Below are 20,828 nucleotides of genomic sequence, written 5' to 3' on the forward strand. Positions count from 1 at the left end.
CCGTTTCAGATTGCGAAGAGCCCCAGATTCGCAGCGCCTGCCATTGGACAGGCGATCGCGCGGTGCGATGCACTCAGACTACGTTGCGCAACACTCGTCGCAAAGGACTATCCGAAAATGTGCACAACGTACTGTAGGTACGCAAAACCGGCGGGCTCTGGAGAAAACCCCAAACGCCCGCCGGCTGCGGAAATACTAGCTCTTGTACGAACCAACGAGACGCACGGCCCCGCCGTCGACACCCTTCGCGCCCTGCTCGAAGCCGGCGAAGTCGCGGGCTGAGGTCGAAACGGTCCCAACGAGCCACGGGTCGAGGCCCTCGGCGGTGAGCGCGGTTGCAACGAGCTGCGCCTTGTCGGCTGCGACGACCGCGAACATGCCGACGCCGAGGTTCCATGCACCCTCAAGCGACTCGAGCGAGTGCCCACCGAGCTCGGCGAGGTGACGGAAGACGGGAAGCGGCGACCAGGTCGAGCGATCCACTTCGATCCACGACCCAACCGGAAGCACGCGAGCGAGGTTCGCCGCAATGCCGCCGCCGGTGACGTGGCTGAGTGAGTGGATCGCACCGGCAGTCGCCGGGTCCTCAAGCACGCGCAGCAGTGGCGCCGTGTACAACGCGGTCGGGGTAAGGAGCGCCTCACCGTAGCTCGCGCCGAGTTCAGCGCTGTGCTGCTCGTAGCCAATGCCCTTGTCCGTGAGGATGTGGCGGACAAGCGAGAAGCCGTTCGAGTGGAGACCGGAGGCCGCCATCGCGATGACCACGTCGCCGTCTTGCACGAGCCCCGAGTGCAGCATCTTGTCGGCCTCGACCACGCCGGTCGCCGCACCAGCAACGTCGTAGTCGTCGGGGCCGAGGAGGCCAGGGTGCTCTGCGGTCTCGCCACCGACGAGGGCCGTGCCCGTCGCCTCGCACGCCTCAGCGATGCCCCGGACGATGTCGGCAATGCGCTCGGGCACAACCTTGCCGCAGGCAATGTAGTCAGTCATGAACAGCGGCTTCGCACCGACAACGACGATGTCGTCCACGACCATCGCGACGAGATCCTGCCCGATGGTGTCGTGCTTGTCGATCGCCTGCGCGATCGCCACCTTCGTTCCGACACCGTCGGTCGACGAGGCAAGCAGGGGGCGCTTGTAGCCGAGGAGGGCCGACGCGTCGAACATGCCGGCGAAGCCACCGACACCGCCGAGCACCTCCGGCCCGTGCGTCCGCTGAACTGCCGACTTCATGAGTTCGACAGCGAGGTCTCCGGCGGCAGTGTCAACACCGGACTGGGCATAGATCGACGAGTTTTCGCTCACCCCATAAGGTTACCCTGCCGCGGGAGGCCCAAACCGCACTCCCTTTCGCCACCCGGTTCGTTTCCTGATCGTTCACACGGGCCGAGGTGTGGGAAACTATTAGCTGCGTCATTTGGCGCAAACACCTTACTCAGTGGAGCGAACTCGCAACATGTGCGGCATCGTAGGCATTGTCTCGTCTGATCACGTCAACCAACAGATTTACGACAGCCTCTTGCTGTTGCAGCACCGCGGCCAGGATTCCACCGGCATCGCGACGCTTGAAGGAGATCATTTTCACACGGTGAAGATGAAGGGGCAGGTCCGTGAGGGCTACCGCACCCGCGATATGCGCATGCTCATGGGCAACGTCGGCCTCGGCCACGTGCGCTACGCAACGAAGGGCGATGCGGCCCGCGAAGAGGAGGCGCAGCCGTTCTACGTTGGCGCGCCCTACGGCATCATCCTCGTGCACAACGGCAACCTCACGAACACCCGCGAGCTCACCGCAGAGCTGTACAACGTTGACCGCCGCCATCTGAACACCCACTCAGACACCGAGCTCCTGCTCAACGTCCTCGCGAACGAGTTGCAGTCGAGCATCTCGGGCCTCTCGCTTGATGCAGAGCAGGTCTTCGAGGCGGTCACGCGCCTGCACGAGCGCGTCGAGGGATCGTACGCCGCGATTGCCCTCATCGCGGGTTACGGTCTCGTCGCATTCCGCGACCCCAACGGTATTCGCCCGCTCGTCCTCGGTCACCGTCTCTCAGAGACCGGGCAAGACGAATGGGTCGTCGCGTCGGAGTCGCTCGTGCTCGAATCGGGCGGGTACCGGATCGTTCGCGACGTCGAGCCTGGCGAAACGATCCTCATCTCCGCTGACGGCAACATGGTGTCGCGCAAGTGCACCCCGAACTCGCAGCTCGTGCCGTGCGCGTTCGAATACATCTATCTGGCCCGCCCCGACTCGGTGCTCAGCGGCATCTCTGTCTACGACGCGCGCCTTCGGATGGGTGATGTTCTCGCCGAGCGGATCCGCGAGGAGCTGCCCGGCGTGAACATTGACGTTGTCATGCCCATCCCGGACTCCGGCCGCCCGAGCGCGATGCAGCTGGCCCGCAACCTTGGCATCGAATACCGTGAGGGCTTCTTCAAGAACCGCTACGTCGGCCGCACCTTCATCATGCCCGGACAGTCCGTGCGCAAGCGCAGCGTCCGCCAGAAGCTCAACGCGATGCACATCGAGTTCAAGGGCAAGGACGTGCTGCTCGTCGACGATTCGATCGTGCGCGGTACGACCTCGCGCGAGATCGTCGAGATGGCTCGCGCGGCCGGCGCACGCTCGGTGATCTTCGCGTCAGCCGCTCCGCCAGTGCTGTTCCCACATGTCTACGGCATCAACATGCCGTCGCGCGAGGAGCTCATCGCGCACGGGCGCACGCCGGCCGAGATCGCAGCTGAACTCGGAGCGGATCACCTCATTTACCAGACCGTCGAGGGCATGAACCGCGCGATCCTCGCGGGTCAGACCGAGGTCACAAAGCTCGAGGAGAGCTGCTTCACCGGCGAGTACATCGCGGGCAACATCGACGCCGAGTACCTCGCCTGGGTCGAAGCGACGCAGACGAGTTAGCAGGCCGGGGTGGCCGAGCCACCCCAAGCCCCTGCACTCAACAACGCCGCCGTGTTCGCAATGAACACGGCGGCGTTGTTTGTGAGAGCGATTCGCGGCGGGCTAAGCAGGTTCAGCTCAGAACCCGTCGCGGGCGATGCTACTCAGACTTCTTCGGAGCCTCTGGCTCCTCAGTCTTGTCTGCGGTGCCTGTCTTGTCGTCCTCCGAGCGAATTTCCTTCTTCAGGATCTTCATGGACTGACCCAGGCTCTTCGCGAGCGCGGGAAGCTTCGGTGCACCAAACAAGAGCAGCACAATAAACACAATGACGATAAGGGTGGGACCACCCAAGTTGCCTGGCATAAGTTACGTACTCCCTCGCTGTTCAACGCTTCCATCAAAACTACCGCAGTTCGGGCAGGGCCGCGCGGAGATTCCTGAGAGCGCACGCAGGTCCGCCAAGTTTCGGCGGACGCCAGAGGCTAGTTCGCGCCCCCAGCATCGCCCGGCTTCGAGGGCTCGGCTGCGACAGGCTCGCGGGCTGGCTGATCGTCGTCTGCGCGAACCTCATTCTTGAGGATCTTCATCGACTGTCCGAGGCTCTTTGCGAGCATAGGAAGCTTCGGTGCACCAAACAGCAGCACAACGAGGAATACGAGAACGATCAGATGCGGTCCGGTCAGTCCTTGCCCCATGGCGAGCCCCTTTCATATAAGAACTCGCTGATTATTGCATAGCTTGCTGCGGGTCAGTTGCGCCCGGGCTCAGCTTGCGGGTCGGCCTGTTCGTTGTCCTCTGCCGACTCGTTGACGGCCCCGTCGGCGACCGCTGCGGCAACGTCAAGCTCGTCGGGCGCTTCGATGCCCTCTCCGACGACCGTGAAGTGCTCGATGACGGCAGTGCCGCGGTTACGCTTGGCAATCGCCGAGAGCGTCAGGGCGAGCACGCCACCTATGGCGAGCCCAGCGACGCCACCGATGAGCAGCATAAAACCGGCGATCTGGCCCATTGTGTAGAGCGCCCCCTCGGGCACAGGAAACAGCGTAGTCAGGAGGGCGCCGACAATGGCGCCAGCGATCGCACCGACGATGAGCAGTCGCCCGATCCGAACGGATCGCTGAAGCTCGACGGTCTGCTGAATTTCGCTTGACATACGCCTATTCTCTCAGGTTTCGTTTGTGTGTTTCGTCGCAGTTGGGTTTTGTGCCAAGTTGCGACGCGCAACGCGGCAAGCAGGTGACCGCGGCAGGACCCCGGTCAGGAGGCCCGGCGGATCACCGGGAGCAGACCATCAAGGTTTGCGCGGGAACCGGAGGCGAACACCTTGGCGCCCGCCTTGGCTTCTTCCCAGCTCAGCCTGCCGGTCGCGATACCGATCCACGTTTCCGCGTCGGTTTCGATGACATTCGGCGGCGTACCTCTGGTGTGGGTGAGCCCGCCGACGCACTGAACAGCCCCGAACGGCGGTACGCGCACCTCAACCGATTTTCCAGGCGCGAGCTCGGCAAGTTCCTCGAGCAGGAAGCGCACCGCCGTCGCTGTGTCGGTTCGCTGGGTGCTTCCTGCCTCGACTGCGGCGAGCGCCGAAAGACCGTCTGTCGCTGAGATCCTGCGTCTGGCCATCAGCCCAGACTATCCTTGAGATGTGAAGATTCTCGTCTTGGGGCCGGGTGCCCGCGAACACGCCATCGTTCTTTCCCTTCTCTCCGAGGACGCGGGGCACAGCATTGTGTGCGCGCCAGGAAACGCGGGCATCGCGGCGAGCGGTGTTGAAACGGTGGATCTCGCGTTCACCGACCCCACCGCCGTGACGAAGTACGTCTCGGACCGTGGCTTCGATCTCGTGATCATCGGGCCGGAGGCGCCGCTTGTCGCTGGCGTCGCGGATCCGCTCCGCGCGGGCGGCGTGCCCGTCTTCGGCCCGAACGCCGACGCGGCGCAGCTCGAGGGGTCGAAGGCGTTTGCGAAGCGCATCATGGATGAGGCTGGCGTGCCGACAGGCCGCGCGGCCAAGGTTACTGACGCGGCCTCGGCCGGAGCCGTACTCGACGACTTCGGCGCCCCCTACGTTGTGAAGGCTGATGGGCTCGCAGCTGGCAAGGGCGTACTGGTGACAGAGGATCGCGACGCGGCTATCGCGCACGTCGCCACGTGGGCCCCGCACGGCGAGGTGCTCGTCGAGGAATTTCTCGACGGGCAAGAGGTGTCCCTGTTTTTCTTCGCAGACGGACGCGACGTTGTTCCGCTGACTCCCGCGCAGGACTACAAGCGAATCTTCGACGGCGACCAGGGGCCGAACACCGGCGGCATGGGCGCTTACTCTCCCCTGCCCTGGCTGCCAGGCGGCACCGAGGCCTTTGTTGAGGAAATCAAGCAGACAGTCGCTATCCCGACCGTGCGCCAGCTCGCGGACGAGGGCACCCCGTTCATCGGACTGCTCTACTGCGGCCTCATCGTCACCCCGAAGGGCGTGCGTGTCATCGAGTTCAACGCCCGCTTTGGCGACCCCGAGACGCAGGTGGTGCTCGCCCGCCTCGAGTCCCCGCTGAGCGCGTACCTGCTCGCCGCCGCGCAGGGCGAGCTCGCTTCGCTCCCCGAGCCCACGTTCTCCGACGAGCCCGCAATGATCGTGGTACTCGCTAGCGAGGGCTACCCGGGAGACACGACTACCGGGCGCGAGATCACCGGCCTCGACGCTGCGGCCGCAGTCACCGGAGTGCATCTCGTACACGCGGCAACGGCGCGCACGGAGAACGGTGGGTGGATCGCGACCGGCGGGCGCGTGCTCGGTGTCGTGTCGCGCGGTCAAAACTTCGCGGAGGCGCGCGGGCGGGCCTACTCAGCCATGAACGAGATTGATCTCGAGGGCGGCCAGTTCCGCTCGGACATCGCCGAGCGGGTCGCCTAGCCGCACACCCACGCCGCTATTCGGAGCGTGGGTGTGCGTCGCCCCGGATGATGCTGTCAAAGTCGGGCTCGGCGGCTGACTCGACTTCTGGCTCGGGCTCTGACTCGGGCTCGGCGCCTGCAGTCTCAACTTCGGGCTCGGGCTCAGCGTCTGCAGTCTCGACTTCGGGCTCAGGCTCAGGCTCAGCGTCTGCAGTCTCGACTTCAGGCTCAGGCTCAGCGTCTGCAGTCTCGACTTCAGGCTCGGACTCAGGCTCAGGCTCAGGCTCAGGCTCAACCTCAGCCTCAGCCTCAGCCTCAGCCTCAGCCTCAGGCTCAGGCTCAGCTGCAGCCGGTACAGTCGCTGCCTCGCTCGCCGCGGCGACGCTGGCAGGCTCAGCCTCCGCCAGCACATCCCTGAGCGAGGTGAGCAACTCGATCCAGCTCTGCTGCGCGTCTGCCGAACGCTCGGGAGCGTCCGCAAACAACCCAAAGCCGGTCTCCGTGACCATCACATCGGTCTCGTCGCCCTGTGAGCGGAGTGTGATGAGCACCGCCGTCTCGTGCGCATCGTTTCCGTCTCGCCAACGAAAGCCCAGCGCGTGACCTTCGATGAACACGTCGATCACGCCGACAGCGTTACGACTCGCCGCGTCTGGCCCGTCCCCATCTGTCCAGCGCTCGGACACCGCGCCACCGAACTCAGCGGCAAGCTCGGCGTCCGGCCACCACAGATGCAGCTTCTCGACCTCTGCGAAATACCGCCATGCAGTTTCGCGCGCTGCCTTCGCGCGCATCCGCGCAATCACTGGTGCAACGGCCGCCATGTCACTCACCCTCCCGCTGTATGTGCCCTCATCTTATTCTGCGCAGCAGACAAGCGGCACGCCTCCAGATGTGTCGGCCACGGCCGCGGGGTGGGAGAATGGAGCGGTGAACGCTCTCCCCGCTCCCCTCGCGCTGCCAGGCTGGTCCCACACCTACTCTGGAAAGGTACGTGACCTGTACGTACCCGAAGGGGTAGCCGCCGAGACATCCCCATACCTGTTGGTGGTCGCGAGCAACCGTGTGAGCGCGTTCGATTTCGTGCTTGAACCGCCAATCCCTGGCAAGGGCGCACTGCTCACTGCGCTGTCGAACTGGTGGTTCTCGCGGATCCCGATGCCGAATCATCTCGCCGTGGGAGACGCCGCACCCACTCTCCCCGACGCGGTCGCGGATCGAGCCGTCGTGTCACGACGGCTCGACATGTACCCGATTGAGTGCGTCGTTCGCGGAGCACTCACCGGTTCCGGGTTCATCGAATACCAGCAAACTGGCGCCGTGTGCGGCATCACGCTTCCCGAGGGGCTGTCAGACGGCGACCTGCTCGATGAACCGATCTACACCCCCGCGTATAAGGCCCCGTTCGGAGAGCACGACGAGAACATCACGTTCGAACGATCCGCCGAGCTCGTTGGCGCCGATATCGCAGAGGCGCTCCGCTCAGCCTCGCTGGAGATCTTCACCGCGGCGCGGGAGCTCGCGGCCGAAAGCGAAGTCGTGCTGGCCGACACGAAGTTTGAGTTTGGCAAAGACCCGGTCACCGGGGAGCTCGTGCTCGCCGACGAGGTCCTCACCAGCGACTCATCGCGCTACTGGGACGCGGCGACGTACTTCGATGAGGCGCTGAGCGGTTCAGAGCGGCTCGCGTCGTTCGACAAGCAGATCGTGCGTAACTGGCTGTCAGCAAACTGGGACAAGCAGGGTGAGCCTCCCGTCCTCCCGGACACGATCGTCGCGCAGACCTACGCGCGCTACCTCGACCTCTACGTGCGGCTCACGGGCACGCAGCCGCCGGCCACCACAGCAACGCCCTAGCGCTTCTGGGCGGCTCAAGTCCGCTCACAGCCCGGAGGCAAGCCACGCCAGCGTGCCGGCGACGGGTTCGGCCCGCGCCGCCCGGTAGCCGGTCCCGGCCCAGAGGTGGAGCCGGTCGCTATCCCCCGCCGCCCCCGCACGCTTTCTCAACTCGCGGGTGAGGTGATGCACAGCAGGGTAGCCCGTTATCTCCCTGTGCTCGTGGCGCTCAATGAAACCGTTGCGCAGACCGCGAGCTGGTCGGCCAGTAAACACGCGGGTGAGCGTGGTCTCCGTGAACGCCTCCGAGGCGAGTGCTTCACGGTGGGTGGTGGAAGTTCCCGCTTCGTCAGTTCGGAGCAGGAGCGTACCGACGGCCACGCTCGCAGCCCCCGCCGCAATGAGTTCGTTGACTGCCTCAGGCCCGTCAACCCCGCCAGTGGCGACAAGCGGTAGCCGCGTCACGGCGCGCACTGCGGCAACGAGATCCGCCGTTCTCCCATCGCTCACCGTGTGCCTGGGGTCCCATGTTGCCGAGTGGCCGCCGGCCCGCGGCCCCTGCACGATCAGCCCGTCGACGCCCGCCTCATCCGCGGCGCGGGCCTCCGCCTGCGTCGTGACCGTCGCGAGCACTGCAGAACCCGCACGCTGCAGTGCGGTGATGTCCCGCCATGCCGGTATCCCAAACGTCAGCGACACCACTTCCACTGGGTCCTGTAGCAGGAGCGCAAGCTTGTCTGCCCAGGCGTCATCGTCCTGCTGGGGTTCGGCGTCGAGCTCAAGCCCGTAGCTGGCGGCCTCATCAGCGATCTCAGCAGCATAGCCAGCGAAGAGTGCCCGTTCGCTTTCGGTTGCGCCGAACCCGGCTGGGTCAGGCACGAAGAGGTTCACACCGAGCGGCCCTGCGAGTGGGCGCAGCGCAGCGATCTCCGCTGCCAGGGCGGGGACGGTCTTGTACCCTCCCGCGAGAAAGGGGTACGCGCCGGCGCTTGCTGCCCCGGACGAGAGCGCTACTGTCGTCGCTCCGCCTGCCATGGGTGCGGCGATGAGTGGGAGCTCGCTCGAGAGAAAGGATGCGGTCACGTTGGTCCTCCGATGCGTTCATGCGCGGACGGTCTGGGAGGCGGAACAGCGCCCCTACAGCCAGGGTAGACTTGAACGGTCCGCATCCCGTTATTTTCGCGAACCTGGAGGCACTCCTTGCCCACGATTGTTGTTGATGTCATGCCTAAGGCCGAACTCCTCGACCCCCAGGGTAAGGCGACGACGGGGGCGCTCGAGCGTCTCGGTCACGGCAAGTTTGAGAACGTCCGCATCGGCAAGCGTTTCGAGCTCACCGTCCAGGGCGAAGTGACCGAGGATGTCCTCGCTGAGGTCCGCAAGATGGCCGATGAGATCCTGTCGAACTCGGTCATCGAGGACGTCGTCGCGATCTCCGTCGACGGCACCGCAGTCGAGGCGCGCTAATGGCGACCCGCATCGGTGTAGTGACGTTCCCTGGATCGCTTGACGACCGCGACGCGCAGCGCGCAGTGCGCCTCGTCGGCGCAGAGCCTGTCGCGCTGTGGCATGCGGATCACGATCTGCAGAACGTCGACGCGATCATCCTCCCCGGCGGCTTCAGCTACGGCGATTACCTCCGCCCGGGCGCCATTGCCGCGCTCGCCCCGATCATGACCGAGGTCGTTGACGCAGCGGGCAAGGGCATGCCAGTGCTCGGCATCTGCAACGGCTTCCAGATGCTCGTTGAAGCTCACCTGCTTCCCGGCGGGCTCATCCGCAACGCGCACCAGCAGTTCATCCGGCGCGACCAGCGCATCGTTGTCGAGAACTCGTCAACCGCATGGACCAACACCTTCAGCGTCGGCCAGGAGATCACGATCCCGCTGAAGAACGCTGACGGGGGCTACATTGCGAGCGATGAAACCCTCAAGCAGCTTGAGGGCGACGGCCTCGTTGCGTTCCGCTACGCGGGGATCAACCCGAACGGTTCGCTCAACGACATCGCAGGCCTCACGAACGAGCGCGGCAACGTTGTCGGTCTGATGCCCCACCCCGAGCACGCAATCGAGGAGGGCTTCGGCCCGAACACCCCTCAGGCGATGCGCTCAGGTATCGATGGTCTCGGGTTCTTCGAGAGCGCACTCAACACGATCGCAGCACGCGTCTAGCACGAGCGAGGCGCCTACGCAGGAAGCCGGGATGAGCTCACGCTCTCCCGGCTTCTTGCGTATCTTGAGCTATACCCGGTAGTAGATCGCGACCTTATGGCCGCCGTGCTCGATGACCTCGACCTCGGTACCGAAGACGCGCTCGAGCACCTCGGGCGTCATGATCTCCTCTGGCGTGCCCGATGCGACGAGCTCGCCCTCCGCGAGCGCAATGATGCGGTCAGCGTAGGCCGAGGCGAAGTTCACGTCGTGCACAACGAGCACGATCGTCTTCCCGAGCGCATCGGCCGCCGCGCGCAGCTGCTTCATCATGCCAGCAGCGTGCCGCATGTCGAGGCCGGTGAGCGGCTCATCGAGCAGCACGTAGTCCGTATCTTGCGCGAGCACCATCGCGACGAACGCGCGCTGCCGTTGCCCGCCCGAGAGCTCGTCGATGAAGCGGTCTTCCATACCGGCGAGATCGAGAAACGCAATCGCAGCGTGGATCGCGCGCCTGTCGGCCTCGGTTGTGCGGCCCGCGGAGTGTGGGAACCGCCCGAAGGTGACGAGCTGGCGCACGGTGAGCCGCGCCATGAAGTGGTTCTCCTGACGCAGGATCGAGACGACCTGCGCGAGGGTTTTCGGCTTCGCGGTTGCGACGTCGAGGCCGCCGACCGTGACCTGGCCTTCGTCGGCGCTGAGGAGCCTGCCGATGATGGTGAGCATCGTCGACTTCCCCGCACCGTTTGGGCCGATGAGCGCGGTAATGCCGCCCGGTTCGATCGTGAGGTCGATGGGCCCGAGGACGCGCTTGCCTGCGTATCCCTTCCCGACTGACGTGAGCTGGATCAACGCAGCCCCTTTCTGAGCAACACTATGAGGAAGAGCAGCCCGCCGGCGAACTCGATGATGACGGTGACGAGGCCGCCAGCGGAAAAGATGTGCTTGAGCACGAACGTCGCACCGAGCAGTGTGACTAGCCCAATGCCGATCGCGAGCGGCAGGGTCTCGCCGTGGGTATCGTTGCGGGCGAACTGGTAGGCGAGCGTCGCGACGAGGAAGCCATAGAACGTCATCGGACCGACCATGGTGACGGAAACGGAGACGAGCACAGCGACGAGCACCAGCACAATCACTACTTCACGCCGGTAGTTGACCCCGAGACTCACCGCCGCGTCGCGGCCGAGCGCAACGACGTCATAGGTCTTCCTCCTACGCCAGATGTACACGAAAATGCCAAGTGCGATCGCGGAGGCGTATGGCAAGTACGAGATGTTGCCATTGCCGATACTGCCGAAGAGTCTCGCACTCAGCACATCGAACTCGCTCGGCGTGAGCAGACGCTGCATGAATGTTGAGACGGATCCGAAGCCGATCCCGAGGACGACGCCAACGAGGAGCAGCAAGTGCAGATTCGCGCGCTTGCCCGAGAACAGCCAGCCATACAGCACGGTTGCGAAGATCACCATGAGACCGCTCTGGGCAAGAATCTTTGGGATCCCCTCTAGCCCCGTAGCCGCTGTCCCGAACACGAACACCAGTGAGGTCTGTGTGAGCACGTACAGGGCGTCAAACCCGAGAATCGACGGGGTCAGGATGCGGTTGGAAGTCGCAGTATGAAACAGCACAGTTGCAACCGCTTGGCAGACGGCGACAAGGGCGATCGTCCCGAGCGAGGCCAAGCGGGAGCGCACGATCACCCAGAACCCGGCGCTGCCCGGCTGTGCTGGATTGCCGTACGTCAGGATCGCGACGGCAAGCAATATGGCCACCAGACCGACAATGGCGATGGGCAGCAGCTGGCGCCAGCGCGGAAGGGCTTCGAATGGCGCAACGGGGAGCTCGCCCTGTGGGCTCAGGCGGATCAGGCTACCCACGTTTGCGTCCCCTCAGCAGGATCGAAATGAAGACCACGGCACCAATCATTCCAAGCACCATGGAAACTGGAATCTCGAATGGCATCCGAATCGTCCGCCCGATCAGGTCGCACGTCGTCACGAGCGCGACCCCTCCCAGGCATACCCATGGCAGATTGCTGCGCACGTTGTCCCCGCGTAGCATCGCGACGACGTTGGGCACCACGAGCCCAAGGAACGGTAAGAAACCGACGACGACAGTTGTGACTCCCGCCGCCACTGCGACAAGGGCCGTTCCCGCTACGAGCACTGTTTCGTAGCGCAGACCAACGCTCGTTGCCACGTCTCGTCCGAGACCAGCGACGGTAATCCTGTCCGCAAGGAGAAACACAAGGATGGTGACGATTGCGACGACCCACAAGACCTCGTAGCGGCCGCGCACGACACTCGTGAAGCTCCCCATGAACCAGGTGCCGACCATCTGCAAGAGGTTGAACTGCACGGCGAGGAACGTCGTGAGTGCACTCACGACTGCACCAAGCATGATGCCAATGAGCGGCACCACGAGGGTCGAACGGATCACTATGCGGCGGAGGATGAGCATGAACGCCATCGCTCCGACGAACGCGAACACACTGGCGACAACCATGCGCCCGAGCAGGCCGACACTCGGAGCGACGATTGCGGTGAGCAAAAGTCCGAGTGCTGCCCACTCGGTAGTACCGGAGGTGGTCGCATCGACAAAACGGTTTTGCGTCAGCATCTGCATGACGAGCCCACTTGCCGCCATCGCGGCGCCTGCGAGCAGCAGCGCGAGCGTTCGTGGCACACGGGTGATCCACATCATCTCGGCGCCAAGGTCACCGTTCGTGATGTCGTAGACCCCAACGAAGAGCGAGAGCGCGAGTAGTGCAACGACGACGAGCGTCGCCAGCATCAACGGCCAAGGAGAGGAGCGCTTCTCAGCCGCGACTGCTTCGGGATCTTCGAGTGAGGCCACGAGGGTTCCCCCACCGTCACCCGTGGCCCGAACGCGGGGACGCCCGCTCTCGCGAGCGGGCGTCCCCTCACCACCGCCACCGGTGGCACGGTTGCTGAGTCTCATGCTGCTGCGAATGCGTCCTGGATACGCTCAAACAGCTCGGTGTAGGCCTGGATGTCTTCGGTGAGGTAGAAGTTCGCATCGAGGTAGACGATGTTGCCCTTCGTCACTGCGGGAACGTTCTTCAGCGCTTCTGAACCGGCGATGAGCTCGGCCGCAGGAGCCGACCCTTCGTCGCGGTCCTCGGGAGCGAAGGCCGCGTCGCGGTCCAGCGCGATGATCCACTCGGGGTTTGATGCAGCGATTGCTTCAACAGAAATGTCGTCACCCTGATGATCACTTGATGCGCCCTCAACCTCGAGTGCGGGGGTGAGCCCAAGCGCCCCGAATACGGGTCCGACCGAACGGCCGATGCCAGGCGCGAGGTAACCGATCTTGCCGCCCGACGTGTTCACGGCCATGACCGTGTCCGTGCCGTTGTAGGCATCCTTCGCGCCGGCGATGGCATCGTCTAGCTTGGTGTTGAGGGCCTTTGCGTCGTCCTCATGGTCGAAGATTTGGCCAAGGATCGTCGTGGTGCGCTGGAGCTCGCTCATGAGGTCCTCGCCCTCGCGCGGGGCGATGTCGATGACGGCGGCGTTGGGATTCTGAGCCTTGATGTCATCGTAGGCGTCGCCGAAGCGGTAGCCGGCAATGATGAGGTCCGGCTCAGCGGCCACAATGGCCTCGAGATTGGGCTCGCGATGCGACCCGATATCTACGACGGAGTCATCGTCGGAGTAATTCGGCCAGACCGACCCCATGATGCCCTTCGGGGCGGCAGCGAGTTCGACGTTCCAGCTGTCGAGCGTTTCGAATACGTGGTTATCGAGCGCGACGACGGTCTTAGGATTCACTGGCACCTCAACGGTGCCGTAGTTGTCGGTAATCGACACAGTCGATGCGCTGTCCGTCGTCCCTTCCGGCTCTTCAGCCGGTGAGGAACTGCATGCGGAGAGTACGATCGCGGCACTCGCAGCAATTGCTGCGATGCTCAGCAGGCGCGGCCTGCGGGAGGTTCGGAGAGTCACGGTGATGAATTCCTTAGGACGGTTTTCGGTTCATGGCGCACCAACTTCCGGGCGGAAGCGAAGCGGTTCCGAGAGAGGGCCCGTGCACTTGGGCATATTCCCCCGTCGGATCCTGCTTAGGTAAGCCTAACCTCATATTCATCTGATGTTCAAGTGCTGCGGTGATTTGATGCCCGGACCGGGAGTTTTACCCTCAGGACCGGTCGGCACGGACCAGCAAGCCTAGCTTGACCTCCCAGCAGGCTACACGAGTGAGGAGAGTCCGTACGACATGAGCCGAAGCTCGGAGCCGTCCTGACGCGTAATCACGCGGTCCCTTTCTGGCAAACGCTGAAAACCAAGTCGGTCATACAGGCGCCACGCGGCTTCCATCATGGGGCTCGTTTCGAGCACCAGTTGCCCAGCCCCGCGGATGCGCGCGAGCCGCAAGCTGTGCAGCGTCAGCACGGCACCAATGCCTCTGCCGCGGGCAGTCTGCGCGACGCCGAGCAGCCGAATGTCCATGTCGTCTGCTCGCGCAACCCCCGTGAGCTGCTCGCCGGGTCGCGGCGTCGTCACCGTCCCGAGGAGCTCCCCGGTTTCGGTGTCTTCCGCCACCCACACCTGGTGAAGCTCAACGCGCGCAGCGACATCAGCAATATCCGCGAGGTACGACTCGTCGAGGTGCGGATAGTCGTCCCGGTACGCAGCGAGCACGAGGGCACTCACCGCGGCAATCTCGGTCTCGCGAATGAGGCGCACCCGAACATCGGATCGCTCCTGCAACCCGTATCGGTAGGTGAGCGAATCGCCGTAGCCCGAGGCAGAACGTGCGGCGTCGAAGTCAACCGTCCGCTCGAACCCAAGCCGTTCATAGAGGTGCTGCGCCGGGTTCCGAACGCCGGTGTCGAGCCTCAGCGCCTGCGCGCCCCACTGCAGCGCTTCCTCGAGCCCGCCACGGACAAGCGCAGCACCGATCCTCTTCCCCTGCGCCGCGGGAGACACGGCGACGAGCCGAAGCTCAGCCTCGCCGGGCTGCGCGAGCTTCGCATGCGAGCTTTCGCTGCGCAGCACCGAAGCCACACCAAGGACCCGGTCCCCCTGCGCGGCAACGATCACTCGGCCGTCAGCGTGCCGCCCGGCGGTGTCACTCACCGAACGCTCCCACGCCTGGTTGCCCGCGAGCTCGGCAGCGTACACCCCCGCCCCATACGCTGCGCGGAGCAGGTCGACCTCTTCCTGGTGTTCCTCAGTTCGAATCGGCCGGATCATGATGGGGAGCTCAGAAGTCACCCAGTAATTCTAGGGCTGTGCGGCAACCCATCGCTCGCGGGGAGCACGGGTCAACCAACGTAGACGCCCCCGGAGGGGCCTACCCGTGTCGCGTCGCAGTATCGAAAGGAGAGCTGCCAAGCACCTGCGCCGGGTCGTTGGAGCACAACGTCGCGGCTACCGGCCGCATCAAGCTGGCCCTGCCAGGAGAAGCCGGCGTCATCGAATAGGCACACCTGAGCACCGGGAACCCCCGCAACATTGAATGCCACACCCGCCGTTGAGTCATTCGCCTGCAGACGCGTAACCGTCGGAAGTGTCAACGTGAAACTCACACTCGGTGAACGGCGCACCTCGTGATCGCGTGTTTGGCTCACGAAGACGGAGTGCGTCCCCACCGTGAGCCCCAAGCTTCCGAGGTCAGCAGACCATGCGCCGTCGGACGACACGTCCACGGCGATCTCGATCCCCGAGACAGCCAACATGAGCGTCCGCGCCGGATCCGCAGCGCCCCGCACCACGGGAGCAAAGGAACCGTCGATCGGTCCACTGAGTTCAACGGTCGGCCAAATATCTGGCGCCGTTTGGGCGAGCTCGCCGGCCTCAACCCCGCCCCCAGCAGCTGGCGCGCGCTCGGTTTGCGCTGCGTCCGACTCCGGCCGTTCGTCGTCGCCAGGTGGCGCCGTGCTGCTCTCAGTATCTGGCGCCGGTTCTTTCACCTCACGTGGCACCGCGGGCTCAGAGGTCGGTTGACTCGGAGGGTTAGCTGGGGCCTCGGGAACAGTTGCAGAGGTGTACTGCAGGAGCCCAGCAACCACCGATACGACCACCACCCCGCTCACCAGCATCGCCGCGACGCGAAGGGGCTCGCCCTGACCTTGAAACACCACCTCTTTCGCCCGCTCCCGCGCTCGGGAGAGCACCCCAACGTTGGACGCCGCGATGGCTTTGAGGCTCAGATCGGTTGCGAATACACTCCCACCGACGAGCGGAAGCAGCGCGAGTGCAATACCAAACACCGCGTTCTCCTGCCGCAGCTCTGTCTCGCGAGCGCGGCATGCGCGGCACTCAGAAAGGTGCTCCCGAATGTGCTGGCGTTTAACCTTCGTCCAGCCACCGCGAACGTAGCGGGGAAGATCCTTGGCAACCTTCACGTCGTCTTTCGCTGGCTCCAGCGCAAAGCGCGCAGATAGCCATGCCTCTCGCAACCCCTCTTTCGCTCGCCGATACAGCTGAGTCGTCGAGTTCGGGCTGAGACCGAGGCTCACAGCGACTTCTGCTCGCGGCCTACCTTCCACATCGAGCATCCACAGCACCTGCCGCCAGCGTTCCGGAAGTTGCTCGAAAGCGCGCCGAATATCGCGTACCGCCTCCTCGTGTTCGATCTTCCCGGTCTCGTCGTCAATCGGTTCTTCCTGAAGGTCGACGCCGGTGGCCACTCGCCCGAGCTTCCGATGGGATCGGGCCGCAAGATTTCGGACTGTCGCGAGAAGGTACCCTCTGAAGCTGCCCTGTGGGCCGTCGCCCTGTTGCAGCTTGTCCCAGATCGCTTCAAACGCGTCAGACGCTATGTCTTCGGCGTCTGCATGGGCGAATGGGCGCGCGACCGACACCGCAAGCGTCCGATACCGCAGCCATAGCTCACCGTACGCAGCACGGTCGCCAGTGCGGGCAAGTTCGAGCAGCCCGCCGTCATCCTGTTGTTCCTGCCCTAACTCGAAGGGGACAGTTGATGCTGTGTGTTCCACTCGCTGAATTCCACCACCACTCACTCTGCTGGGTGTGCTGCGCCCAGAATGTCGATGACGAATACCATCACATCGTCTCCCGCATGCCCCATCTGGGCAAGGGCTGTCTCACCGTAGCCATCGGCAGCCGGAACGAGAATCATCACCTGCGACCCGACGCGCTGCCCTTCGAGGCCCTTGGAGAGCCCGGGAATCATCCCAGTCGTGATGTAGTCCGTGGGATCACCCGCCCACGTCGATTCAAATTCCTCGCCGGTGCGCCAGATAGTGCCGGTCGACCGGAGGTAGACCCTGTCACCCGTGCGCACCTCTTCACCCTCGCCCGCAACGAGTGTTGCGGTCTGAACACTGTCGGGTGCCGGCGCGCCCTCCGGGATCGTCACCGTGGGCTTGCCAGATTCTGAGATATCCACCGCGGGGAATGAGGCAGGCGGCTCAGCGCGTTCACCCTCGGCGCGTTCCAGGAGATCTTCTTTGGTGATCGTCCCTGGGATGCCAGGCACGGCCTGCTGCAGGTCAATCACGACCAGCAGTGAGCTCTCTTCCGCGAGTCCGGGGACTCCGGCGGCGAGCACCCTGCCCTCACCGTAGACATCTCCTGCTGGGAGCACCGCGGCAATCCGATCCCCAACAGTCGCGCAAGAAATGGCGCGCATGATCCACTCGCTGCTTGTGTCGCTGTGGCTCAGCCGGGCCGACTCAGCAGATATCCGCTCGCCGTCCTCTCCGTTGAACACCGACACAACCGATTGGACAGAGTCGCCAGCTTTGAGCTGCTCCCCTCCGCCCTCCACGAGCACGCTACGCTGCATCGACTTCACCCTTTCGGGCGCATCGGAGGTCAGGGCGAGGTCCAGCGAACCGAAGGTGCCAGCAACTTCGACCGCTTTGCTCTGCTTACCTGCCGGAGCGCACTGCGGTTCAGCACCGCCCACACCTGAGCATGCAGCAAGCCCGGCAATAGTGAGGGCGAGCACGGGGATAACCGCGAGCGAACGCTGATTCATGAGTCTCCTTAGAAGAGGGTGAAAACGTATCTGTGGACCTGGGACACCGTGTACGGGGCAGGGTCCGGGTTTGGGTTGGCGTCGCCCTGCAGCCAGAGCACTCGCTCGCCGCCAGCATCTTCCATCCGAACGATGCGATGGGTGACGGTCCTCTCACTGCCGCGACGCTGGGTGGTGACGATGTCGCCTACGACCAGGTCGTCTGCCGCTGTCGACCGGGTGAGAATGGTCTCTCCGGCCACAATCGTCGGCTCCATCGAGCCGCTGGTGATGCGATACACGCGCACTCCAAGCAGCTGCGCTGCCAGGGAGGCGACAATGAGCACGCCAACGAGGGCGGCGATCCCGATGACCGCCACCCTCGCTGCGCGCCCCGCTTTAGGGCGCGCTACACGTGTCACAGTTTTCAAGCTCGTCCGGGTTCGTCGTGGTGATGTGCGACACAGCGTCTCTGTCCGAGTTGCCCGTGCCACTCACACTCATGGTCGCTTCGGCACGAAGCGTCACGCCCGCGGGTGTGCCGCTCTTCACGGCGACCGCAAACTCGATCTTTACCTGGCTGCGTTTCGGTACGGAGCCAGACCATTGCACTTTGCCACCGTTCAGGGTTCCTCGAACCGGCTCGTCATTTCCGACGGTGACTGCGATGCTCTCGGGGTCGACGTCGACATCGCTCAAGAACGAGCTGATATCGACCGCCACCGAATAGTTCGCCGGATCGGCGAACGTATTGCGTGCGACTGCCTGGTAGCGGATCGTCTGCCCGGCCATCACGGCGCTGCCGGTGAACGGGTTGGAGTTCAACGAAATCGTCTGGTAGCGGCCGACGTTTTGGATCCCCTCGATCACCGCGGGTGCCCACACGTAGAGCCCGTTCGGGGTTCCGCCAGGAACGACCGACGCTACGTTTCCGGATTTGTCGAGACACGCAGCGTAGGTGTAGCCACCACACGCAGCGCCGCCGCCGTTCTCTCCCCAGGACAGGATCGTGCCGTCATCGAGCACCACCGAGGCAGAGTCCTTGTTCCCGCCGATCATCAGCGCCTTGCGCTTGGAGCTGTCCTGGGCTGGGTCCCACACCTTGCCGGTGAGATGGTCCGAGTTCGCCGGCGTGCGACTACCGTAGTTCAGGCTGAAGGCCCCACCCCACAGGCGGTTTCCGTACGCCCAAGCGGTTCCGTCGTCGGTGATGTACTGCGTAGACCCAAACCGGGCGGTTGCTTCCATGACGTTCGTCGCCTTCAGCGTCGGAAGCGTGCCGTTTGTCGAGGTGTCGCGGAGCCCATCGTTGCCGGAGGAGTTGTTCTCCTCGCTGCCCCAAGCGTAAAGGTTGCCCTGCTTCGTGAGCAGGTGGCCGTGCGCGTATCCCCCTCCAAGGGATTTCACGCCTTCCGCTTTGGCGAACGCCGTAATCTCGGGGACCAGGATTGGAGTGCTGCAACGGAAGTCGCTATACACAGCGCTCACGGTGGTGCACCCCGCGGCGTTGAGGTTCGTGTTGGACGCGCCAGCACCGTTCCTAAACGACCGCCCCCAGAAATAGACATTGTCCTCGTCATCGACGGCGTAGTACCCCTCGTACCCGGAGTACACGACGACAATGTTCGGCTGCGCGCCGCCCGGCCACTTGGTGACCTGGGTAGCGACGCGCAGGGCTGCCCCGCCGTTGCCCGTAGTGCCCTGTCCGCGCTGGGAGAGCGCGTTGTCTCCGACCGTCCAGATGGTCCCGTCAGATTTCGTATACGCGGCTCCGTACTCGACGGACGCGACGCTGGTTACGTCCGTGTCCATAATCGCGTCGGACCAGTTGCTCGTCACGTTCTGCGGCGTGGTGCCTGCGGGAACGATCCGCCCGGGGTCGCCGAAGCCCTTCCCGAACATGTAGAGGCCACCGTTGTTCTGTCCCCATCCGAAGAGGTTGCCGTGCTCGTCGATCGCGTAGTTCGCGTAGGCCGAAGAGGCCATCGCCTTGATGTTCTCGAGCGCCTTGAACTGATTCGGTTTGTGCTCGTTAAAGGCGGCGCCGGTCGTGTAGTCAATGCCGTTTGTCCCGCCTCCCTGCCCCGCAGAGCTGACGCCGGGGCCAGTGTTGCCGTAGTAGCCCCAGATCCAGAGGTTGCCAGCGACATCGAGCACCTGCATGGTGTCGAGCGCAAAGGATGGAACGACGGACGCGAGGGGGCTCGTCGGGGGTACGGACACCCCGTTCGCCTGGGCGTATAGACCGTCTGAGTACCCAGCCGAGCTCTCTGAGATCAGTGGGGAAGCTGTCGCAACCAGCAGCGCCGCCCCGAGCAATCCGATCCCACCGGTGATGGCACGCTTCGCGCTACGTCGCCTCCGCTGCGAGCGCAGCGGAACGTTCTCTTCTACCGAGACGCCCATTAGAAGCTCTCTCCTTCAATACGGATGCCGAAATCGGTGTCAACACCGGAATATGCGGCAAGTTTCGTTTTCGTTGTGTCATCCGGGTCGTAGGCGAAGGTCGCCTTCACGGTGAACTCCGCCTCGTCGCCGGCCAGCAGCACACGCGATATGTCGCCGCGCACCGTGCCGTCGCCGTTCGGGTCGTTGTTTTCATCGGCGCCGAGCATCTCGTTATCAATGACGACCGTGCCCTCGTCGTCGGTAACGGTGAAGCTGAGCTGGGTGAAGAGATCCGGGTAGATCTCGTCCTTGCCCGGCGCAATCCGATACTTCACCTTCGCGGATGAGGGATCGCAGATGACAAAGAACAGCTGTCCCGTTCCTGCGCCCTCGTTCCGGACAACGACAGTCCACTCCATGCCACCGCGGATGAGATCCTCTGCGGTGCTCGCCGATTCGAGCACGAGCGGATCGTCACGCGTCGCATCAACAAAGCCCGAGGACTCGCTTGCGACCTGAATGTCGTACTTGGTGAACTGCGAGGGGACCTGGGTCGCGGCCCCCTGGCCGAAGAGTCCTCCGGCCCAGGCGGCGAGGCCGCCGATCGCGAGGACCGCGACCGAGGCGGCAGCGCCAATGGCGACGCGCTTTCGTTGCCCCTCCCGAGGGGGTGTCGCAGGCGCGACTCCCCCCGTGGCATCGAATGTTTCCACGT

At 64.2% G+C, this 20,828-nt stretch carries 22 protein-coding genes; 5 read left to right on the plus strand and 17 right to left on the minus strand.

Features of this window, described 5'->3' with window-relative positions; all coding sequences use genetic code 11:
- Nucleotides 1-195: 195 nt before the first annotated feature.
- Complete coding sequence (gene purM, locus SD72_RS07355; RefSeq protein WP_042543787.1) at nt 196-1,305, minus strand: phosphoribosylformylglycinamidine cyclo-ligase; 1,110 nt, start codon at nt 1,303-1,305, stop codon at nt 196-198.
- Nucleotides 1,306-1,456: 151 nt separating this feature from the next.
- On the opposite strand from purM, the gene purF reads away from it, so the two are divergent.
- A complete protein-coding gene (gene purF, locus SD72_RS07360) occupies nt 1,457-2,917 on the plus strand; it encodes an amidophosphoribosyltransferase (RefSeq protein WP_042543788.1) in 1,461 nt (486 codons plus the stop codon).
- Nucleotides 2,918-3,056: 139 nt separating this feature from the next.
- On the opposite strand, the gene tatA is transcribed toward purF, so the two are convergent.
- From tatA to SD72_RS07380, 4 genes are all read right to left on the minus strand, one after another.
- Nucleotides 3,057-3,260, minus strand: coding sequence for a twin-arginine translocase TatA/TatE family subunit (tatA, locus tag SD72_RS07365; protein WP_042543789.1), 204 nt, complete (start codon nt 3,258-3,260; stop codon nt 3,057-3,059).
- Between the two features lie 119 nt (nt 3,261-3,379).
- Nucleotides 3,380-3,592, minus strand: coding sequence for a twin-arginine translocase TatA/TatE family subunit (locus tag SD72_RS18465; protein ID WP_042543790.1), 213 nt, complete (start codon nt 3,590-3,592; stop codon nt 3,380-3,382).
- Nucleotides 3,593-3,645: 53 nt separating this feature from the next.
- Nucleotides 3,646-4,050, minus strand: coding sequence for a hypothetical protein (locus tag SD72_RS16910; protein WP_052492540.1), 405 nt, complete (start codon nt 4,048-4,050; stop codon nt 3,646-3,648).
- Between the two features lie 104 nt (nt 4,051-4,154).
- The gene (locus SD72_RS07380; RefSeq protein ID WP_042543791.1) at nt 4,155-4,520 is read right to left on the minus strand and encodes a sterol carrier family protein; all 366 of its coding nucleotides are present in this window, start codon (nt 4,518-4,520) and stop codon (nt 4,155-4,157) included.
- 22 nt (nt 4,521-4,542) lie between these two features.
- Here SD72_RS07380 and purD point away from each other — a divergent pair, with 22 nt between their 5' ends.
- Nucleotides 4,543-5,805, plus strand: a complete 1,263-nt coding sequence (gene purD / locus SD72_RS07385; protein ID WP_042543792.1) for a phosphoribosylamine--glycine ligase — start codon at nt 4,543-4,545, stop codon at nt 5,803-5,805.
- Nucleotides 5,806-5,821: 16 nt separating this feature from the next.
- On the opposite strand, the gene SD72_RS16915 is transcribed toward purD, so the two are convergent.
- The gene (locus tag SD72_RS16915) at nt 5,822-6,610 is read right to left on the minus strand and encodes an SRPBCC family protein (protein WP_052492541.1); all 789 of its coding nucleotides are present in this window, start codon (nt 6,608-6,610) and stop codon (nt 5,822-5,824) included.
- 106 nt (nt 6,611-6,716) lie between these two features.
- Here SD72_RS16915 and SD72_RS07395 point away from each other — a divergent pair, with 106 nt between their 5' ends.
- Nucleotides 6,717-7,643, plus strand: coding sequence for a phosphoribosylaminoimidazolesuccinocarboxamide synthase (locus tag SD72_RS07395; RefSeq protein WP_042543793.1), 927 nt, complete (start codon nt 6,717-6,719; stop codon nt 7,641-7,643).
- A gap of 24 nt (nt 7,644-7,667) precedes the next feature.
- Here SD72_RS07395 and SD72_RS07400 read toward each other — a convergent pair whose 3' ends face one another.
- Nucleotides 7,668-8,705, minus strand: a complete 1,038-nt coding sequence (locus SD72_RS07400) for a nitronate monooxygenase (protein ID WP_084766910.1) — start codon at nt 8,703-8,705, stop codon at nt 7,668-7,670.
- A gap of 117 nt (nt 8,706-8,822) precedes the next feature.
- Here SD72_RS07400 and purS point away from each other — a divergent pair, with 117 nt between their 5' ends.
- On the plus strand, nt 8,823-9,089 hold the full coding sequence (gene purS, locus SD72_RS07405; RefSeq protein WP_042543794.1) for a phosphoribosylformylglycinamidine synthase subunit PurS: 267 nt from the start codon (nt 8,823-8,825) through the stop codon (nt 9,087-9,089).
- Nucleotides 9,089-9,793, plus strand: coding sequence for a phosphoribosylformylglycinamidine synthase subunit PurQ (purQ, locus tag SD72_RS07410; protein WP_042543795.1), 705 nt, complete (start codon nt 9,089-9,091; stop codon nt 9,791-9,793). Before purS ends, purQ begins: the two co-directional genes overlap by 1 nt.
- Nucleotides 9,794-9,862: 69 nt before the next feature.
- Here purQ and SD72_RS07415 read toward each other — a convergent pair whose 3' ends face one another.
- From SD72_RS07415 to SD72_RS07460, 10 genes are all read right to left on the minus strand, one after another.
- Nucleotides 9,863-10,624, minus strand: a complete 762-nt coding sequence (locus SD72_RS07415; RefSeq protein WP_042543796.1) for an iron ABC transporter ATP-binding protein — start codon at nt 10,622-10,624, stop codon at nt 9,863-9,865.
- Complete coding sequence (locus tag SD72_RS07420; protein WP_052492542.1) at nt 10,621-11,649, minus strand: iron chelate uptake ABC transporter family permease subunit; 1,029 nt, start codon at nt 11,647-11,649, stop codon at nt 10,621-10,623. The genes SD72_RS07415 and SD72_RS07420 overlap by 4 nt, the downstream gene beginning before the upstream one ends.
- The gene (locus SD72_RS07425) at nt 11,642-12,565 is read right to left on the minus strand and encodes an iron chelate uptake ABC transporter family permease subunit (protein WP_157000508.1); all 924 of its coding nucleotides are present in this window, start codon (nt 12,563-12,565) and stop codon (nt 11,642-11,644) included. The genes SD72_RS07420 and SD72_RS07425 overlap by 8 nt, the downstream gene beginning before the upstream one ends.
- Nucleotides 12,566-12,729: 164 nt before the next feature.
- The gene (locus SD72_RS07430) at nt 12,730-13,740 is read right to left on the minus strand and encodes a siderophore ABC transporter substrate-binding protein (RefSeq protein WP_042543798.1); all 1,011 of its coding nucleotides are present in this window, start codon (nt 13,738-13,740) and stop codon (nt 12,730-12,732) included.
- Between the two features lie 243 nt (nt 13,741-13,983).
- Entirely contained in the window at nt 13,984-15,012 is a 1,029-nt protein-coding gene (locus SD72_RS16920; protein WP_157000506.1) for a GNAT family N-acetyltransferase, read from the minus strand.
- A gap of 50 nt (nt 15,013-15,062) precedes the next feature.
- The gene (locus SD72_RS07440) at nt 15,063-16,739 is read right to left on the minus strand and encodes a sigma-70 family RNA polymerase sigma factor (protein ID WP_042543799.1); all 1,677 of its coding nucleotides are present in this window, start codon (nt 16,737-16,739) and stop codon (nt 15,063-15,065) included.
- Nucleotides 16,740-16,759: 20 nt separating this feature from the next.
- A complete protein-coding gene (locus tag SD72_RS07445) occupies nt 16,760-17,746 on the minus strand; it encodes an FKBP-type peptidyl-prolyl cis-trans isomerase (RefSeq protein WP_052492544.1) in 987 nt (328 codons plus the stop codon).
- Nucleotides 17,747-17,754: 8 nt separating this feature from the next.
- Complete coding sequence (locus tag SD72_RS07450) at nt 17,755-18,147, minus strand: signal peptidase I (RefSeq protein ID WP_198141904.1); 393 nt, start codon at nt 18,145-18,147, stop codon at nt 17,755-17,757.
- Nucleotides 18,125-20,131: a DUF7927 domain-containing protein gene (locus SD72_RS07455; protein ID WP_042543800.1), complete on the minus strand. Its 2,007-nt coding sequence runs from the start codon at nt 20,129-20,131 to the stop codon at nt 18,125-18,127. The genes SD72_RS07450 and SD72_RS07455 overlap by 23 nt, the downstream gene beginning before the upstream one ends.
- On the minus strand, nt 20,131-20,826 hold the full coding sequence (locus tag SD72_RS07460; protein WP_042543801.1) for a hypothetical protein: 696 nt from the start codon (nt 20,824-20,826) through the stop codon (nt 20,131-20,133). The genes SD72_RS07455 and SD72_RS07460 overlap by 1 nt, the downstream gene beginning before the upstream one ends.
- Nucleotides 20,827-20,828 lie beyond the last annotated feature (2 nt).

Source organism: Leucobacter komagatae (assembly GCF_000834055.1).
In the GTDB taxonomy this organism is placed as follows: Bacteria; Actinomycetota; Actinomycetes; order Actinomycetales; family Microbacteriaceae; genus Leucobacter; species Leucobacter komagatae_A.

What these genes read in the sequence shown, in the direction of transcription:
- purF (WP_042543788.1), top strand. Translation starts at nt 1,457, where the DNA reads ATGTGCGGCATCGTAGGCATTGTCTCGTCTGATCACGTCAACCAACAG.
- tatA (WP_042543789.1), bottom strand. Translation starts at nt 3,260, where the DNA reads ATGCCAGGCAACTTGGGTGGTCCCACCCTTATCGTCATTGTGTTTATT.
- SD72_RS18465 (WP_042543790.1), bottom strand. Translation starts at nt 3,592, where the DNA reads ATGGGGCAAGGACTGACCGGACCGCATCTGATCGTTCTCGTATTCCTC.
- SD72_RS16910 (WP_052492540.1), bottom strand. Translation starts at nt 4,050, where the DNA reads ATGTCAAGCGAAATTCAGCAGACCGTCGAGCTTCAGCGATCCGTTCGG.
- SD72_RS07380 (WP_042543791.1), bottom strand. Translation starts at nt 4,520, where the DNA reads ATGGCCAGACGCAGGATCTCAGCGACAGACGGTCTTTCGGCGCTCGCC.
- SD72_RS16915 (WP_052492541.1), bottom strand. Translation starts at nt 6,610, where the DNA reads ATGGCGGCCGTTGCACCAGTGATTGCGCGGATGCGCGCGAAGGCAGCG.
- purQ (WP_042543795.1), top strand. Translation starts at nt 9,089, where the DNA reads ATGGCGACCCGCATCGGTGTAGTGACGTTCCCTGGATCGCTTGACGAC.
- SD72_RS07425 (WP_157000508.1), bottom strand. Translation starts at nt 12,565, where the DNA reads ATGCTGGCGACGCTCGTCGTCGTTGCACTACTCGCGCTCTCGCTCTTC.
- SD72_RS07445 (WP_052492544.1), bottom strand. Translation starts at nt 17,746, where the DNA reads ATGAATCAGCGTTCGCTCGCGGTTATCCCCGTGCTCGCCCTCACTATT.
- SD72_RS07455 (WP_042543800.1), bottom strand. Translation starts at nt 20,131, where the DNA reads ATGGGCGTCTCGGTAGAAGAGAACGTTCCGCTGCGCTCGCAGCGGAGG.